The sequence below is a fragment of the Acidaminobacter sp. JC074 genome (genome assembly GCF_022496765.1).
Lineage (GTDB): Bacteria > Bacillota > Clostridia > Peptostreptococcales > Acidaminobacteraceae > JABXKX01.
In genome coordinates this window covers 80,798-97,815 of record NZ_VANV01000023.1, presented here as the reverse complement: position 1 = coordinate 97,815, position 17,018 = coordinate 80,798, and the positions used below count along the sequence as shown (strand labels likewise).

General features: G+C 35.4%; 17 protein-coding genes. 3 read left to right on the top strand and 14 right to left on the bottom strand.

The genetic code is table 11. The features are described 5' to 3' along the window. The first annotated feature begins 167 nt into the window (after positions 1-167). Complete coding sequence (gene iscB, locus EZV73_RS22550) at positions 168-1,556, top strand: RNA-guided endonuclease IscB (protein ID WP_240842709.1); 1,389 nt, start codon at positions 168-170, stop codon at positions 1,554-1,556. Here the strand turns inward: iscB and EZV73_RS22545 are convergent. The 8 genes from EZV73_RS22545 to EZV73_RS22510 all read right to left on the bottom strand — a co-directional run bounded on the left by EZV73_RS22545 (position 1,532) and on the right by EZV73_RS22510 (position 8,979). Beyond that, complete coding sequence (locus tag EZV73_RS22545) at positions 1,532-2,233, bottom strand: GNAT family N-acetyltransferase (protein WP_240842708.1); 702 nt, start codon at positions 2,231-2,233, stop codon at positions 1,532-1,534. The genes iscB and EZV73_RS22545 overlap by 25 nt on opposite strands. Positions 2,234-2,435: 202 nt before the next feature. After that, on the bottom strand, positions 2,436-4,190 hold the full coding sequence (locus EZV73_RS22540; protein ID WP_240842707.1) for an LTA synthase family protein: 1,755 nt from the start codon (positions 4,188-4,190) through the stop codon (positions 2,436-2,438). An 80-nt stretch (positions 4,191-4,270) separates the two neighbouring features. Then, positions 4,271-6,337: a methyl-accepting chemotaxis protein gene (locus tag EZV73_RS22535; RefSeq protein WP_240842706.1), complete on the bottom strand. Its 2,067-nt coding sequence runs from the start codon at positions 6,335-6,337 to the stop codon at positions 4,271-4,273. A gap of 85 nt (positions 6,338-6,422) precedes the next feature. Next, the gene (locus tag EZV73_RS22530; protein WP_240842705.1) at positions 6,423-6,890 is read right to left on the bottom strand and encodes a hypothetical protein; all 468 of its coding nucleotides are present in this window, start codon (positions 6,888-6,890) and stop codon (positions 6,423-6,425) included. An 87-nt stretch (positions 6,891-6,977) separates the two neighbouring features. Then, positions 6,978-7,325 carry a hypothetical protein gene (locus EZV73_RS22525; RefSeq protein WP_240842704.1) on the bottom strand — a complete coding sequence of 116 codons (348 nt, stop codon included), beginning with the start codon at positions 7,323-7,325 and terminating at the stop codon, positions 6,978-6,980. Between the two features lie 9 nt (positions 7,326-7,334). After that, positions 7,335-7,535 carry a hypothetical protein gene (locus EZV73_RS22520; protein WP_240842703.1) on the bottom strand — a complete coding sequence of 67 codons (201 nt, stop codon included), beginning with the start codon at positions 7,533-7,535 and terminating at the stop codon, positions 7,335-7,337. Between the two features lie 278 nt (positions 7,536-7,813). Then, positions 7,814-8,011, bottom strand: a complete 198-nt coding sequence (locus tag EZV73_RS22515) for a hypothetical protein (protein ID WP_240842702.1) — start codon at positions 8,009-8,011, stop codon at positions 7,814-7,816. Between the two features lie 260 nt (positions 8,012-8,271). Beyond that, positions 8,272-8,979, bottom strand: a complete 708-nt coding sequence (locus EZV73_RS22510) for a GntR family transcriptional regulator (RefSeq protein ID WP_240842701.1) — start codon at positions 8,977-8,979, stop codon at positions 8,272-8,274. A 137-nt stretch (positions 8,980-9,116) separates the two neighbouring features. Between EZV73_RS22510 and EZV73_RS22505 the strand changes: the two genes are divergently transcribed. Further along, on the top strand, positions 9,117-9,389 hold the full coding sequence (locus EZV73_RS22505; RefSeq protein ID WP_240842700.1) for a YidH family protein: 273 nt from the start codon (positions 9,117-9,119) through the stop codon (positions 9,387-9,389). A gap of 62 nt (positions 9,390-9,451) precedes the next feature. Here the strand turns inward: EZV73_RS22505 and EZV73_RS22500 are convergent, their stop codons facing one another. The 6 genes from EZV73_RS22500 to EZV73_RS22475 all read right to left on the bottom strand — a co-directional run bounded on the left by EZV73_RS22500 (position 9,452) and on the right by EZV73_RS22475 (position 15,434). Next, positions 9,452-9,949, bottom strand: coding sequence for an HD domain-containing protein (locus EZV73_RS22500; protein WP_330637192.1), 498 nt, complete (start codon positions 9,947-9,949; stop codon positions 9,452-9,454). Between the two features lie 141 nt (positions 9,950-10,090). Next, a complete protein-coding gene (locus EZV73_RS22495) occupies positions 10,091-11,440 on the bottom strand; it encodes an IS4 family transposase (RefSeq protein ID WP_240842698.1) in 1,350 nt (449 codons plus the stop codon). Beyond that, positions 11,437-11,637, bottom strand: a complete 201-nt coding sequence (locus tag EZV73_RS22490) for a 2-C-methyl-D-erythritol 4-phosphate cytidylyltransferase (RefSeq protein ID WP_240842697.1) — start codon at positions 11,635-11,637, stop codon at positions 11,437-11,439. The genes EZV73_RS22495 and EZV73_RS22490 overlap by 4 nt, the downstream gene beginning before the upstream one ends. A 179-nt stretch (positions 11,638-11,816) precedes the next feature. Beyond that, positions 11,817-11,990 (bottom strand): hypothetical protein, encoded by a 174-nt coding sequence (locus EZV73_RS22485; RefSeq protein WP_240842696.1) that lies wholly within the window; start codon positions 11,988-11,990, stop codon positions 11,817-11,819. A gap of 1 nt (position 11,991) precedes the next feature. After that, positions 11,992-12,993: an alpha/beta hydrolase gene (locus tag EZV73_RS22480; RefSeq protein WP_240842695.1), complete on the bottom strand. Its 1,002-nt coding sequence runs from the start codon at positions 12,991-12,993 to the stop codon at positions 11,992-11,994. After that, the gene (locus EZV73_RS22475; RefSeq protein ID WP_240842694.1) at positions 12,990-15,434 is read right to left on the bottom strand and encodes a bifunctional diguanylate cyclase/phosphodiesterase; all 2,445 of its coding nucleotides are present in this window, start codon (positions 15,432-15,434) and stop codon (positions 12,990-12,992) included. The genes EZV73_RS22480 and EZV73_RS22475 overlap by 4 nt, the downstream gene beginning before the upstream one ends. Before the next feature lie 170 nt (positions 15,435-15,604). Between EZV73_RS22475 and EZV73_RS22470 the strand changes: the two genes are divergently transcribed. Continuing rightward, entirely contained in the window at positions 15,605-16,996 is a 1,392-nt protein-coding gene (locus EZV73_RS22470) for an ATP-binding protein (RefSeq protein WP_240842693.1), read from the top strand. Positions 16,997-17,018 lie beyond the last annotated feature (22 nt).

The following is a 17,018-nucleotide window of genomic DNA, read 5'->3' as shown; positions in this document are numbered from 1 at the left end:
GCTACCTGCAGGTGCTCTGCCAGCTTGCAGCTCTAGCGTTACATTTTAAACAGTTTGTAGGGGTGCGGACGGTGAGTGTAGCTTAACAAGTGTAGATAACATTGGCGAGGCAGGCGAGTTTACTCGCGATACCTTAGAGCTTGCTCTAGGAGAAAGGAGATTACTTTATGGTTTTTGTGTTAAACAAGAACAAAACACCGCTTAACCCTTGTCATCCTGCTAAAGCAAGATGGTTATTAAACAAGGGTTATGCGGTAGTACACAAAAGAGAGCCTTTCACGATTAGGCTAAAACAATTAATCGTTGATCCTGAAACAAAGGATTATATYCTTAAGTTTGACCCAGGTGCAAAGACAACAGGTATTGCTATTGTAGAAGATGCCAAAGTAGAAGCAAAAGTTGTTTTTCTTGGAGAACTCGAACATCGAGCAGAAGTTATCAAATCAAACCTAGATGATCGTAGAAGTTTAAGAAGAAGCAGAAGAAATCGTAAGACTCGGTATAGAAAACCGAGGTTCCTAAACAGGACTAGAAAAGAAGGTTGGTTACCACCTTCTGTACAATCCAATGTTGACAACATAGAAACCATGACCGATCGTTTACAGAAGTTATGTCCTATTAAGGCTATTAGTTTGGAGACAGTTCGTTTTGATACTCAGTTAATGGACAAGCCTGATATTTCAGGAATAGAATATCAACAAGGAACCTTATTTGGGAATGAGGTCAGAGAATATTTACTTTATACTTCTAATCATACTTGTCAGTATTGTAAAGGTGAAAGTCAAGATGTCATCTTAGAAGTAGAACATATGGTATCAAGAAATAATGGTGGTACCGACAGAGTGTCAAACTTGACAATAGCTTGTAGGACTTGTAATCAAGAAAAAGCTTCAAGGAATCTAGAAGATTGGTTTGAAAGTTTGAAAGGCAGTTATAAGAAGATTGATCAAATCAGAATAAAGCATATAGAAAATATCCTATCAAAAGGAAGACCGGGATTCTATAGAGATGCTGCCAGAGTGAATACATCTAGAAAATCGACCTATCAAATGCTTAGCAGAAAAACCGAGCACTTAGAAGTGTCAAGCGGTGGTAGAACCAAGTTTAACAGAAGTAAGATGGATCTTGAAAAGACACATTATTATGATGCTCTATGTGTTGGTGAGATACCTGAGTCTTTTGATATACCTAAAGATTTAAAGGTCCAAAAAATAAGTGCATGTGGTAGAGGTTCTCATTCTAGGACACTACTCGATAAGTATGGTTTTCCAAGAGCTTACAAACCGAGACAGAAATATCACCATGGCTACAAGAGTGGAGATTTAGTCAAAGCGAATGTACCAAAAGGTAAGAAAAAGGGAACTTATTATGGTATTGTGTCTTGTAGAACAAGTGGCTATTTCAATATCAAAACAAAACACGGAACAGTGCAAGGCATCAATTATAAGTATTGTGAGTTGGTCCAGAAGGCAGATGGCTATAATTACTCAAGCTTCTCACCAATAACCTCCTTTCCTCTCACGACTGAATGTCACGAGTATCCAGGAGGTTGCTGATGAACAATACCATGAAAGACAAATCCAGTTTTTAAGGCAAGACCTATAGACTTTTTATTAGAGCACACAATCTGGACATAAGGCAGTCTGCCTAAATCAATGGTTTTGTTGATGATGTCTTTTGTAAGTTCATATGCATAACCTTTACCTCTATACTCAGGCAGAGTAAACATGTAGCCAATAGAATCGTCATCGTGTAAAAGTACGAAGGAAACATTTTTACCATCTAGTCTCAAACAAGAAGTCGGTCTACTTTTAATGGCATGTTTGATCTTTTTAAGAGAATCATCGTTGTTGTATTCATAGTGCTCATTGACATAGTCAGCATCTTCAAGAGAAAGTGAATCCAAGTCCATAACAGATTCAAACTTGTCACCTGGATAATGATACTGGTTGCACGAGTTCTTCCAATGAATCAGTTCATGGTCTTTATAATAATCTAAAACAAAGTCATTTGCGCCTGAAAAACCAAACTCATTGCCGACACGCTTATCAAACTCTAAAAGAAAATCTAGGTCTTCTGTGTATAAAAAATTAAAGTAATTGTCTTTAATCCAAATACTCTCATCTTCATAATAAGCTTCATTGTCTGTATTCAAAAGCATGCCTCTTACATTCATCCTTAAAAAATCCTTATGGATTACACTGACCTTTTTTCTATCTGTAACTGCTTTCATATCGTCCTCCCTAATATCATCTTATTACAAGTATAAGTGTAAAACTATGCAAAACAACTAACTTTTACGGTTGTAGCCGTAACTTTTGCAAATATGATTAACTTTTACGGTTATAACCGTAACTTTTTCACATTCGAACAACTTTTTCAGTTATAAAATAAAAACTCCGCTTTCAAACTAATAAAAAAATAACACAAAAGTGTTATTTTAGAACATTATTATTTTCAAGTATAAACTTAGACAAGGCGATTTCATAAAGTGCACGCTTGTAACCTGGCCTGCATGCTTCTAAATCGACTGGTTGGCGAGTTTTTCTATTATAGGCTCTTGAGTTTTCAAAGACGGAGTCTCTAGACATTTCAAAGACAATATCATTTTGTATAAAAGAGCCAGTCACCATATAAGTCTGGAACAAGGCAAAGTAATCTTCTGTGTTCAACATATCTTGACCCATCATCTTTAGGTCTGCTTCTATCCCAAAGAGATTAACTAAAGTCGGCAGTAGGTCTTGTTCATCAAAGACATGATCATCTTGCTTTGAGACACCAGAGCCTTTAGAATGAATGATCAGTGGTATATTCATCATTTCATCAAAGTCGTATTTATGACCGATGAAATCACTGACCTGCTTGTTGTAAAGGTCGTCCATACAGGCGATGCCGTGATGGTCGCCATAGATGATAAGGACTGTATTGTCTAATAGACCGGCCTGGTCTAGTGAATTATAAAAGCCTTCAAGGGCTCTATCTGTATAGTTGACACTCTCTATGTAAGAACCTAAAAACTGACCTTTTAAATCACCAACGTCAATACTGATCAGGTCTTCAGGCAGTTCATAAGGATTGTGGTTGGTAAGGGTTACAAAGAAACCATAAAAAGGTTCTTCCACATCTTTTAGAATCTCAAGACCTTGTTCAAACAAAGATGTATCAGATATACCCATACCAAGAATATGACTGTCATCTAGCTTCTCTTTGCTGTAAAACTCATCAAAGCCTTGATTGTCATAAGAGACGTCTCTACACCAAAAGGATGCCACATTGCCATGAAAGGCCATGGTTTTGTAACCTTCTTCCTTTAAGAGTACAGGTAAACCTCTAAATTCTGTGTCTCTGTATCTGTCATAAGAGATGCCTTCCATGCTTGGATACAGAGAATTGTGACTAGAAAACTCAGAATCAGATGTATTGCCTCTTCCTAACTGCTGGTAGTAAGAAGAGTAATAAAAAGAATCATTTTCTATAAGGCTGTTTAAAAAAGGTGTTATTTCTTGACCATCCACATCTCTTAAAAGCATCATATCTTGTAAGGATTCTACTTGAATGGTAATCAAGTTCTTGCCCTTAAAAAGACCCGTAAATTCTTTTTCTATAACTTCTTCCTGTGCTTCTTCTAAGACTGGTTCTACAATCTCTTCAGGTCCACTTAAGTAAACCTCCACACCATCTTTAACGTGATAAAGAAAAAACTCCTGGTTCATAATCGACTGACCAGCAGGATTACCGTATGAAGATAGTGTTAAAAATGGAATAACAGCTACAACCATAGCTGCTGTTATGTATTTATGTTTGATCTTAAAAAAAGACTTCTTTTTAAGACATATATATAATAGCACAAAGACGTCTATAAAAAGAATCAAGTCCAAGGGTCTGATAAGGCCCATTAAGATATTAGAAACACTTTCTACAAACTTAGCCTGGCTGATATTAGAAAAGGAAAGTAGTTTGTTAAAGTACCTAAAATAAAGTACTTCACCTTCCATAATCAAGCTTAGAACCAAGGCTAAAGAAAAGGATAGCCAGGGCTTTTTTAAAAGCAAAAGCATACCTGTATAAATGATACAGGTAATCAGAACAATGACAATATAATAATGACTCACATGGGTCAAAGCATAAAAACTCATCAACTTAATAATAACCGCTGACAGTAAAATAATAAAAGGTAGTCTCTCTTTCATTGTTAACCTCCAACAGTCAAAGTTTACCACTTAGAGGTCTTTCTATCAACGAAAAAAATAATGGATAGCTAAGCTATCCACTAATCTACTTTGAATTTATCCATTTCATGATTAAGTTTTAATGCAATCTCATTAAGTCTTTCAGCGGAAACTGCCACTTCAGATACAGCATGTTTCTGCTCGTCTGTTGCTGCACTTACCTCTTGAGCACCAGCTGCTGTTTCTTCAGAAACTGCAGAAATATTAGAGATTGAAGAAACCAACTTGTTCTTATCTTCAGTAAGAAGTTCAACAGAATGACTGATTTGATCAATTTTAGAAGCAATGGCCTCTATAGATTCTGAGATGATGGTAAATGACTCCCTCATATCATTAACAGCCACAGTCTGCTTCTTAGTAATGTCTTCAACAGACTTCATTTCATTAACAGTCTTTTCGCTGTCTCTTTGAATATTAGAAACAATCACTCTAATCTGCTCTGCTGACTGATTTGATTCTTCCGCTAACTTTCTGATTTCATCAGCTACAACTGCAAAACCTCTACCATGTTCTCCTGCACGCGCCGCTTCAATAGATGCGTTAAGTGCCAGTAAGTTGGTCTGTTCTGCAATGCCTGTAATGGCTTCTAAGATCGAATCAATGTCTTTTGTTTGTGTATTTAATTGATTAATAGACTGACCGATTCTAGCACTGGCTTCACCTGAAACCTTAGTAGATTCTGACAAGATTGAAATCTTTTCTGCCCCTACTTCATTGGCAGACAAGACTTGCTTAGTCGAATCAATCATGGCATTGGTACTAGCGTTTAAGTCTTCAAACTTAGAAGCTAAGCTATAAGCCACTTCTGCAGATGTCTCAGTATCAGAAGCTTGCGACTGAGCACCTTGTGCTATTTCCTCTACGGTTCTACCAACTTCATCAGCAGATGCTGACGCTTGTTCTGAGTTGGCAGCTAAAGAAGTTGCCGCTTCTGAAACCTGAACAGAAAGTTCCTTAACCCCCTGCATCATATGTCCTAAACTTGAGAAGGTTTCACCCAAGTAGTCAGAAAGCATCTTCATTTCATCGGTCCCTTTTACAACAAAGTCAGCTGTTAAGTCACCGTCTCTTGCTTTTTCAGTGCCAGCAACAATCACTTTCATACGACCTGTTAGAGATCTTGTGAAAAGAATAGATAAAATAACTGCTACTACCAAAGAAACGACACCGATGATAATAATCAATGTTAAAACTGTATAACCCGCTCTATAGACCTCATCCTTTTCAATGGTTGCAAGTACAACCCAACCAAGTTCCGTTGTTAAGTAGTAGGCAAATCTATCGTCACCTTCAACGAGTTCAGGTGGTCCTGCAGACAAACCACGTGCTACTCTGGCATCTGAAAAACTCTGATCAAACTCAGGTGCTACATCTAATTCCTTGTTTGGTACATATCTAAACTTACCAGAAGTATCTATGATATTGTCTTTGATACCTAAGTCTCTAATCTTTAGTCCAACCACTTCTGGGTTTGGATGCGCAATCAAAAGACCTGATGGCGAAACAATAATCAACTCACCTGATTCGCCCAGTTTATAATCCTTAAGCGACGTCACAAGGTCATGAAGCATAATATCTGATGCAACAACTCCCATGGTCTGGCCACCTTTTTTTACAACCTTACCATTTGAAATAACCATGTTACCAGAACCTGCGTCTTGATAAGGTTCTGTCCAAGATACAGCGCTAGATGCAACGGCTGCTTGATACCAAGGTCTTTCCTTTGCAACAAACCAATCTGGTAATTCTGTTGGTGGGTAAATGTGCATATTACCTGTTTCTGTACCAACATAAATATTACTTAGTCCAGTATAAACTTCTAATGAGTCCTGTAAATCCTTCATGGCTTTATCAAGTGTCGCTGACGTGTTTTCCATGTTTTGAATATCTGTATCTCTTGACTTATTTTCTATCAAATTACCATAAGAATTTAAGTAATTATCAATTGAACCAACCGTCGCTTCTAAGAACTTTGAAGCTGAATTATCTGTAGATTCGATAAGTGATGAATTCGCACTAATAAATGATATACTCCCCAAAACTGCCAATGGCACAATGATAACCAACAAGAACATCATCATGATTTTCAATCCCATACTCATCTTCATATTTGCCACCTCCTATATATGTTATATACCACACCACATAATGAGTAAGCAAAAAGATTGAATGATAAAACTAAAAAATCCCAGACTAAGTCTGAGATAAATCAAGTACCGAAATATGTGTGATAGATAACAAGGCGTTTGTCATATATAAAAAAGCCAGGTATATTGCGTACATATATGAAAAGTAAGCCGCCAGCCAGTCCCACTCAAGCTTAAGGCCTCCAGCTATCAACTGAACCAATACATCAAGGACCAGGATGCTGACAATAACAATCACAAGCTGTTTAAAGGTATTCAAAAGACTTGTCTTATTGATAAAGAAAAAATAGAAAAACATCATTACAAAGATAATCAAACTTCTAGACAAGGACTTATGGTAATTAAACAAGAAGACGTCCATTAAGAATATAATGATGACATAACAAGTTGTCCCTATTAATAAGCTTTTCTTATTAGCTTTGACTTTGGTCAAATGCATATTGAGTAGATAAATACCTATAATCTCAATCACCAGCATTAAAAAATAAACAAGTGGATGAATAATAAACTTCATGATGTCCCTCCTAAACCACATTCTATTATAACTTGATAAGGATGTAAACGCTAGAAAGTGGATACAAGATGACAATTTGAGAAAAGCCTAATCTAAGTTTTTTATAGAATCTCTAATCATGACCTTTTCTCGTAAGACATCTAATCTCTTTTCAAGATCAAAGCCAAGCAACTCATGCATGTCAGACAGCGTCTCCTTATAAGCCTGTAGCTTGATTTCTTTATCCGCTTTCTTTTTCATAGCTTCTTTTATATCTTTATAGTTGTGATACTCATCATTAGAGATGACTTCTAAGTCTCTTAAGTCATTGAGTCGTTCAAGCTCTGAATCAAGAGGCTCTTTAAGATCAAGAACTTCTTTAATAGCCGCTCTTGAAGCGTAATAGACAATAATAAAAACTATAAATATAATTACAAGTACAAGCAAAAGCCACATATTCTCCCCCTACTTATCTTTCATCAGCTCTAAAAGCTCTCTTTGGTCATCTCTTATTTCTACCAAACGGTCTAAAAGATCTTTAATGGCCATTATAAAAGGTGAAAAAAAGCCCATTATGCAAAAGACGACTGCATAAACTTCTTCTCCCATTGACGCACCAATAATAAGACCTAAAATACCAAATACAATGGATCCTGCTACAAACATGATATGCTCCTTATCTCTATTACAAACATCATTCTTATTATACGCCATACTAAACTAAATAATTTCAATTAATTAATTTGTCATTGTTTCTTAACTCATGTTAATGGAATTTTAACAAGTCTCCAGTCATGTTTGAAATAAGTACAATTGGGTATATATTCTATGTAGAAAATCTCGTTGAACTGTAATTATCAAGACATTTATTGACAATTCACACATTTTATTAGATAATGTCTCTATAGAACAATATAAAAGAAGTCCTTTCGGACTTCAGTAAGTTACTCTTCAGAATCTTCCGCCAAGTCGACATCTGAGGGGTTTTTTTTACGTTTAATTTTAAAGTATTTGTTCTTGCTTACACTACACTCAATTTCTAATTCAGAATCAGAATTATCCTTAGTGCTTACAATTAATACACCTATTAAGAATGCTCCAAATAGGAAAATTAAAGGTATTAATAATAACCAAATATGCACTTAAGCGCCTCCTTTCTATTATATGTACTTTGAAGTGTACAAATGCACACACCTTCAATATCTATATAAACATGCAAGCATGAATATCCATAGATAGGACTTACATTTAACAACATTTCATATATTGAAATGAGCTAATCACGTCAATCACAAGCCTTGTTAAACTTCCGTACATTAATAAATCAGAGTTTCTTCCAAATGACTCATCCATATTATACCATTAAAACCATTAAACAACTATATTAATAATATTTTTTGAATCATTTTCGAGTGTAGCATAGCTCATACCTTTCAGGATGAAAGTAGTTGACAGAGAAATCAACAACTGTATCATCATCTGCATAGGTCTTGTTTTCTACAACATTAATAGGTGTATTTACCGGCAAATGAAAAAGTTCCGATAAGTTCTCATCCACCAAAAACGGTTTGATAGTATGGTTTTGGTGGGTAATTTCTATATCTTTGATTTCATGGAAGAAATCAAACTTAGACTTACTTAAATATGATAAAGACAGTTCAGGAAACCTAGAAACAGATATATGGGTGACTTCAAATAAAAAGATCAAACCATCTGCCTTTCTAAGCCTTTCTACATAATAGACCTTTTCTCCTTGAGACAGGCCTAGTATGCTTCTTATTGTTTCATTAGCTTCTCTGATCTCATAAGTCACCACTTCTGAGCTTACCTTCTTACCCAGTTGTTTCATTTGAGTTTCAAAACCTAAAATGCTGGGTGCTGATAAAGTCTTTTGATTGGCAACACGGGTACCCGAGCCTTGTACTCTGGTTAAATAACCTTTGGCAACAAGGTTATCCGTTGCCTTTCTAACAGTGACTCTAGAGACACCATAGGCTTTGGCTAAGGCATTTTCTGTGGGTATCTTATCTTCAGGCAGATACTTCTTATCCTGTATCTGCTTTAATATATCATTTTCAATTTTTTTATATTGAGCTAGTTGTTTGGTCATAGTCATCTCCTCATTAACATTATAGTCATAATATGACCTAAATACAAATATATCATAATTTGTATTTACAAATTTGATTATATGTATTGTCATATATAAAATACGGTGCTATAATGTAGTCAAATAAGGAGACCATTATGGATAGATTACAAAATAAAAAAATCACATTAAGAGACGTCCTAGCTGAAGATAGGACACTACTGGCTAATGAAAGAACCTTTTTAGCCTACTTAAGAACGGCATTTTCACTGGCAGTTGCTGGCCTTACCTTTATTAAGTTCTTTGTAGGTTCATCATATATCTGGATAGGAAGAATCTCTATTGTACTAGGCATCGTTACTATGATCCTAGGCATCATCAGATACATAAAGATCAAAGGACATATCAAAACATATAAAGAATATGTGTAAACAAATGTGGATAGTTTTCATAAAATGAAAACTATCCACATCTTAATATACATTATTCACATTTATAACCACACAGGCTCATGTGTGATCTTTAAATCCTCTATCAGGGTATGGTAGAAATGAATGCTGAGTTTAAGTTTTTCTTTAAACAAAGCATTACCTGAATCCGTTTCTAAAACATCCTGGTTAATCATTTCTCTCATACGTTTAATGCGTTTTTCTAGATACTGAACTTCACTGGCTGGTGCCCTTTTACCATCTCTTATAGACCATAGTTTTGACATAAGAATCTTTGAAGAAGAAAATCTATCGATGTTATCTGCATCTGTTACAATCTTTGCTTCTAAGATATCTTCATACTCATATCCGGCTTTACCATCCACATGACTGGCAATAGAAAAACATATATCTGCAATCTCTTTTTCAGTCAAGTCAAGGGTTTGTAAAAAGGGTTTTGCAAAAGCCGCTGACAGTCTACCATGATCTACGTTTTCTTCACATTCAAACTTACCTAAATCATGTAACAAGCAGCCTATGACAACAACCTTCTTATCAGCAATGTCATCAACTTAAGCAGTTTGCATTATTAGTAACTCTATGTTATGGGGAAATCCATATTGTAGAGTTATTTTTTTAGGTTATATTGCATGCAAAATAACCCACTTTCACGAAGTGTAATCTATCAAATCTTTTTTCTTGTTTTAGAAGCTCCGTCGATAAGAGAGTTTGCTTTTACTGTGACCTTTCACCACTCTTTCATAGTTTTTCTTACGCTCTTTTCTAACCGGACATGAGTATTTCACAATATTCTTCTCAAACCGTTTTTGAGCTGCACTCACAGCTTTCTTATTCTTATATAAAACAAACATAATTAGTAAGTCCTTTTTTAAGACGCCTAATGCAAAGTTTCTATTTATTTTCATCTCATATTTATATCTGTCAGCAGGAATTTCTTTTACAGTTTCATTTTCGGCTATTGTCATTGACACAGCATTATAAACCAATGTCGCTGCATAGATATCTTGTCTAATTAACGGGTCACGGTAGCCACTAAAGTCTTCTACGTTGAACTGAGATTTAAGCGATCTGTAGCTCGATTCAATGCCCCATCTCAAATGATACAACTCATACATCGCATCAGTATTAAATTCTTCTTCAGTTAGATTAGTGACAAAGACAGTATATGACACTTTTCCTTTAGAATCTATGAACTTCAATTTTACAAATCTAAGTTTATAACTTGTGTTTAACAACTTTATCCGAAACGCTTTATCACTACGGAAAGCATTAGATCTATTAACATCATATTCTATATCAATCCATTGGTCATCTTCAGAAGATGATAGTTGACTTTGCTCTTTTTTAAATATATTTGAGGCTAGTCGAATTAGAAACTTTTGCCCATTTTCAAGCATCTGATCAATTAGTCTAATGCCACCATATCCTCGATCGAAAATTGTAAGATACTTGATATTTTTAGGTAAAATTTCTTTTATAGTATTCAAGTGTTCTGATGCTGAGTCACGTTCTGAGTACTTATATTTATTCAATTTTACATCTAAAAAAAGCTTGTTAATACAGTCATAACAAGTTGATAATGATGCCATAGCTTTCGCTTCACCATAATTATCAATATTCTGTGATGTACCATACTTAGAAATTATTTCGTCGGTATGAGGTAGTATCATTTCACTTCCATCTATAGCAAAAATATAATAATCATTTAGCGAAACTAAATCTTCAGGATTTTCATATTCTTCAATAGTTAAATCCTGCATAATTGTTACTAATGCTTCCGGATTAAATTTCATCCTCGCATTAAAAAAAGCCGTTTGTGAGATATCCATATCTTTATTCACATCCTTATAGAAATTATGGATTTCATTCTTTTGAGCTGTGCCCTTACTAGCAACCATTTGAAGAAATAAATCTTCCACTGTAACTTTACGTGTTCTTGTAAAGTCACCTGGGCTAGTTCGAATGTCATCAATGTAATCAGTTTTTAAATCCTTAGTAATGTTTAGTAGTCTTTTATAAAAAGCCTTCTTCATTTATTATCCTCCTTCTTGTCATCATATACAAGACGAGGTTTATTTTTTGCGTATGCAGCTTTTAAGTATGGAAGTTGCTCTTCTGTAACTTCTCCAAGATAGGCAACAGTTTCTTGTCTAACTTTTTTTCCGACACGGACTGATTTGACCACACTAGCATATAATTTGCTTCCTTTTTTCCAAGATCGTACAAACATTAGGAACTCCTTTCTCATTACACTACATATCTACACACAAGTAAAATAGACGTGTTATAATCATATCTTCACACTACAATTATATCATAAAAACAAGCTCAAGACCACTAAAATAGCGTTTTTGAGCTTGTTCTTAACATTATTTTATTACTACATTTTCTTAATGTTGTCAAGAATCCTTAAGTTGATGACATTGCCTTCTTATCAGCCTTTTCTTTTTCTGCTAAGTCCATCCCTATATTGGCCACTCTTAAAGAGTGTTCGTACCTATAATCAATTTCTTCTCTATCATAATCTGATTGGTCTAAAAACTCATATAAATATTTCTGCGTTTGGTTGATCATATCCTGCATCTTATAACTCCTTTAGAAACTTAATCATATCATCTGTAGCATTTTCAAACCATTCTCCCATATATATGTCGAAATGTCCAACAGGATAAGTTTTAACTAATGGATTTTTAAGATTCATGACCACTCTTTCATGAGAAGTCCTCGAGACAAGATTGTCCTTTTCACACACAAGAATCATAACAGGACAAGTCACATCCTTAGAAGCTTCAACAGGATCTTTGATATGGCCCATTAAAGCCAGTCTGGCACAGGTTTCATTGACAAAGCTTGTCGATTCTTTGGCAAGAAGACTGATGCCCTCTACAGCACCTGGTCTAGAAATCATGGCTATAGTCCCAGCTCTACCATATGCCGGATACTTATGAGCTGAAAGTCCAAACCTCGACCGGCCTTTATCTCTTTGGCCATGCATAAAAAGTTTTAAATAAAAACCCATACCCAAGTCATCTATATAGATCTTAGAATCTTTTTTATGGTCATAAGCACCGCACTGACAAATCACACCTTTCAGACGATGATCTTCACTGGCCATAACAAGACCATAAGAAGCTGAGGCGGATGTACCCCACAAGATAACATCTGTTACATCCTTTCTTGACCTTGCATAAGATACAGCCGCTCTTAAATCGTCTAGCTGCAAAGGCCCGTTATAAAGCTGTCTAGGCTGACCTTCACTTGTACCATAATACCTGTAGTCATATGTCAAAACAGAATACCCATTTTCATTAAACTTAAGAGCATACTTTTCAAGGCCCATATCCTTGGTTCCAGAAAAGCCATGACTCATAACAATACATGGTCCATGATCAAGCTTATAAAACCATCCAGAGATTTTTAAACCATCTACTTCAAAAGACACGTCCTCTCTATTTGGTGGACCATTTTTTTCAGTATGACTGATCTCTACAGGCTGCATGTCCACATTTAAAACAGGCAAGAAGATGATGACCACCAAATAAATAACAATCACTGCAATCAGGCCTAAGATAATATTTAGAATCATGTCACCAACTCCAATCCTTGGTTGTTTTTATAGTAATCATAGAAATCACAGGCGTTTAATGCCTTTGAATAATAGTAGCCCTGTATAAGGTGTATGCCTACATCTTTTAAGATCTCCACCTGCTCTAGAGTTTCTACACCTTCAGCGACAATGGTGTAGTTAAAGATACTTGCCAGCTGGTACATGGCTTTAACAATAGCTAGCTGCTCCGGCTGTTCAATATGGTCTATAAAAGACTTATCGATTTTAAGTTCATGTATAGGAAAATCCTTGATGTATCTTAAAGATGAATGACCGACGCCAAAATCATCTAGAGCTATTTTAAAGCCTAAGGCGGCTATTTCATTTAAAACAGCTATGTTGTTATGGGATTCATTCATAACAGCCGTCTCAGTGATTTCAAGGCAGATATTTTCAGCTTTGGTGTCATATTGCCTAGAAGCCTTCTTTAAAATCTCTATCAAGAAACGATCGATTTGTCTGGCTGAAATATTAATGGAGATTTTACAATTGATGCCTTGGTCATACCATTTCTTTTGAGTCTTAAAGGCATTTAATATGACCCATTCGCCAATATCATCAATCAAACCGATTTCTTCAGCAATTGGTATAAATACATTAGGCGATACAGCTGATCCATCTTTTTTGAACCACCTGATCAAGGCTTCACAAGACTTTGTTCTACCTGTTACAGCATCGACTTGTGGCTGATAGTAAAGTTCAAACTCACCCTGAATCAAGGCCTCTTTCATGGCGTTTTCCAGCGAGATTTTTTCATCCATTTGAACATAAAAGTTATGATCAAAGAAGGCTGAAAAATTCTTACTCTTGGTTATGGCATTGATAAGTGTGATATCTGCTTTTCTAATAAGGTCATAAGCATCATCATCTTCAGCCTTTGCAACACCAAGTTTGGCTTGGATATCTAAATCATATTCTCCAGCTTTTACAGTTGTGGAAAGTGCCCTATAAAGCTGTTGACTGATATAATCAACGTAATCGATATCATGACTGGCTATAGCAATGTAATAATTGTCATAGTATCTTCCGAATAAGGGATAACATTCTTTAAAGACCTGCCTGATGATATCAGCAATCTTCATTCTTGCCATATCAGATACATCGTAACCATAACTCTCATCGAAAGTCTTGATGTTTAAAATATTAATGGCGTAAATATAAACACTGGAAGTGTTAAAAAGAAGGTCATCGAGCTCATCGATAAATCGCTGTCTTGTAAAAAAACCTGTTAAAGAATCGTGGTGATGGAGAAACTCAATTTCAGAGTTCTTTGCCATAAGCTCATCATTATGAGCTTCGAGTTCCAGGGTCACCTTCTGTCTGGTCGAAATCTGAAATCTCTGTATAAAAGAATAAATCAAAAGTATGACAATCACTAGAGAAAGTACAATAAGCAGTACAATGACAAAGGTTTGGTTGGTATTTGGTTTACCAACTATGATACTATCAGCTGGTAAATTCTCCTCATCAATGTCAAACTCCTCAAGTCTGTCATAATTAAACTTAGGTGTTATAATCGGGTGCCAGACCCTAGGTATTGTAGATGCTTTTCTACCATAAAGGATGTCCATGACCATATCAGCTGCTATTAGACCATGATCATAAGGGTCCTGTATGAGTCCGCCGACAGCACCATATCCACTGGTCCCCATCATGACCTCTACAGGTACATAAACCGGTAAGTTGATCTGAGAGATGATGTCACCGATATAACCTTCTAGTTGATTAGACTTAGCAGGATCTTTCATTAAAGAAGTTACGATGACAACTGTATCTTCATCATAATCTGCCATCTTTTTATAAAAGTCTTCTAACATATCTTCTTTGATAAAGTCTACCGGTACCTGAAGCGCATAAGTAGAAAGGGCTTTTTCATACATGGCAGATTCGCCCTGAGAGGTCTTGTTATTTGAACCTGCAATTACAAGACCCGACATCTCAGGATGCAAAGACTCCACAAGCTTAAGCATACCTACATGGTCATTCACCTGAGAAAGGCCTGTCATCTCTTCTGTAAAGAGCATATCCCTAGTCATATTGTTGATACCAACATAAACAAGGGGAACACCTTCAAAACACTTGTCATAGTATGCATTAAGAAATTCTAATGCGTAGTTATCTCCAGCAACAATACAATCAAAGTAGATGCCCTTGTATTTTTCTTTATAAATTTCAGCTAGTTGGTCAAAGTCTACATTTTGACTCAAGCGGTTTTCATCTAAGTATTCCAAGTAGAAGTTGACCTTGCCTGCATGGTCACTACTTGTCATGCCGGCTTCTATGCCCTCTTGCAAACCTCTTGTCCATGGAAAATGTTCATAATAAGAATGAATAATCAAGACATTACTGGCTTGATCTTGACCCGTAACAACCATGCTTATAAGAATTAACAAAAGTATGCTTATAAGAATCTTTTTCATACACTCACCCCATCTTTATATATAGATACCTCGCTAAAAAAAGCCTAATCTAATATAAGGTAAATGTATCATCTGACTTAACACTATATTTATATTATCGTGAACAATATTAACACGATAATATTGTTTACGATAATATAATGTGTTAAACTGGACAAAAGGAGGTAAATATGTTTGTTGCAAGAAAAAATGAACTTAAAACTCTAAACAAGTTCTACAATAGAGACAGCTTAGATCTTATTGCCTTGTACGGACGCAGGCGTGTTGGAAAAACAGAATTGTTAAAGGAGTTTACAAAAGACAAAAATCATTTGTTTTTTTCCGCTGAGGAAACAACTGAACGACTTAACTTAGAAAAACTATCTGAATTGTACGGTAACAAAATAAACACAGGCATAGGTCTCATCAATTCATGGGAAGTTATATTTTCTTATCTAATTAAACTATCTCATAAAGAAAGATTAATAATCGTCATTGACGAGTTTCCATATTTAAGTAGCAATAATCCAGGCTTCTTATCAAAGTTCCAACATATAATTGATCATATGCTTATGAATACCAATATCATGATTATCTTATGTGGTTCTTCTATTAGCTTTATGGAAAATGAGGTTCTATCAGAAAAGTCACCTCTCTTTGGAAGACTAACAGGACAAATGTTTATAAAGCCATTTGACTATTACGACGCATCAAAAATGCTAGAAAATTACAGTTATATAAATAAGTTAGAAGCTTACTTCTTGGTAGGTGGTATTCCACAATATTTAAAAAAACTAGAAACCAACAAGAGTATTAAAGACAATATACTAGAAAAAATGTTAGATACCTCAGAGGAACTATTTAACGCACCTGCAAACTTAATAAGACAGGAACTACGATCACCAGCTATATATAATGCCATCTTAGAAGCTGTCTCAAACGGCTACACCAAATCAAATGAGATTAATACCAAAATAGGTGTCGTACCAAACACTGGTCAAAATTACATTAACACGCTCATAAATATCCATCTCTTGAACAAAAAAACACCTACTGGCGGACAATCAAGACGTAAGACAGTTTACTCAGTTTCAGATGCTTTGTTTGACTTTATTTATCGTTTTGCATATAGGTATAAGAGTCTTCTTGATACGAACTTAGAAGCTGAGGTTTATGAAAACTATATAGAAGGCAAATTGGCCAGTCACTTTGGCAAACGATTTGAAATAGCATGTACAGAATATGTTAATAGACTAAATGGACAAGCTTATTTTCCTGAATTTCTATTGGAAACTGGCTCCTGGTGGGGAGGTAATCCATTAACAAAGGTTGAAGAAGAAATTGATATTGTCGGTTTAGGAGAAAACTTTGGTCTATACTGCGAATGTAAATATCAAAAGGAGCCCTTATCTAAATCAGTCCTTGATGAATTAATCAGAAAAAGCCTTCTAATACCAAAAGCGCATATGCATTACTATCTATTCTCTAAATCTGGTTTTAAAGAAAACCTCATTGATTATGCAAAAGATAAAGATTATATTAGGCTTATTACCATTGATGATCTCTATTTGGATATAAAATAACAAAAGACGCGTTCGCGTCTTT

What these genes read in the sequence shown, in the direction of transcription:
- EZV73_RS22545 (WP_240842708.1), bottom strand. Translation starts at nt 2,233, where the DNA reads ATGAAAGCAGTTACAGATAGAAAAAAGGTCAGTGTAATCCATAAGGAT.
- EZV73_RS22540 (WP_240842707.1), bottom strand. Translation starts at nt 4,190, where the DNA reads ATGAAAGAGAGACTACCTTTTATTATTTTACTGTCAGCGGTTATTATT.
- EZV73_RS22535 (WP_240842706.1), bottom strand. Translation starts at nt 6,337, where the DNA reads ATGAAGATGAGTATGGGATTGAAAATCATGATGATGTTCTTGTTGGTT.
- EZV73_RS22530 (WP_240842705.1), bottom strand. Translation starts at nt 6,890, where the DNA reads ATGAAGTTTATTATTCATCCACTTGTTTATTTTTTAATGCTGGTGATT.
- EZV73_RS22525 (WP_240842704.1), bottom strand. Translation starts at nt 7,325, where the DNA reads ATGTGGCTTTTGCTTGTACTTGTAATTATATTTATAGTTTTTATTATT.
- EZV73_RS22520 (WP_240842703.1), bottom strand. Translation starts at nt 7,535, where the DNA reads ATGTTTGTAGCAGGATCCATTGTATTTGGTATTTTAGGTCTTATTATT.
- EZV73_RS22510 (WP_240842701.1), bottom strand. Translation starts at nt 8,979, where the DNA reads ATGACCAAACAACTAGCTCAATATAAAAAAATTGAAAATGATATATTA.
- EZV73_RS22505 (WP_240842700.1), top strand. Translation starts at nt 9,117, where the DNA reads ATGGATAGATTACAAAATAAAAAAATCACATTAAGAGACGTCCTAGCT.
- EZV73_RS22495 (WP_240842698.1), bottom strand. Translation starts at nt 11,440, where the DNA reads ATGAAGAAGGCTTTTTATAAAAGACTACTAAACATTACTAAGGATTTA.
- EZV73_RS22490 (WP_240842697.1), bottom strand. Translation starts at nt 11,637, where the DNA reads ATGTTTGTACGATCTTGGAAAAAAGGAAGCAAATTATATGCTAGTGTG.
- EZV73_RS22485 (WP_240842696.1), bottom strand. Translation starts at nt 11,990, where the DNA reads ATGCAGGATATGATCAACCAAACGCAGAAATATTTATATGAGTTTTTA.
- EZV73_RS22480 (WP_240842695.1), bottom strand. Translation starts at nt 12,993, where the DNA reads ATGATTCTAAATATTATCTTAGGCCTGATTGCAGTGATTGTTATTTAT.
- EZV73_RS22475 (WP_240842694.1), bottom strand. Translation starts at nt 15,434, where the DNA reads ATGAAAAAGATTCTTATAAGCATACTTTTGTTAATTCTTATAAGCATG.
- EZV73_RS22470 (WP_240842693.1), top strand. Translation starts at nt 15,605, where the DNA reads ATGTTTGTTGCAAGAAAAAATGAACTTAAAACTCTAAACAAGTTCTAC.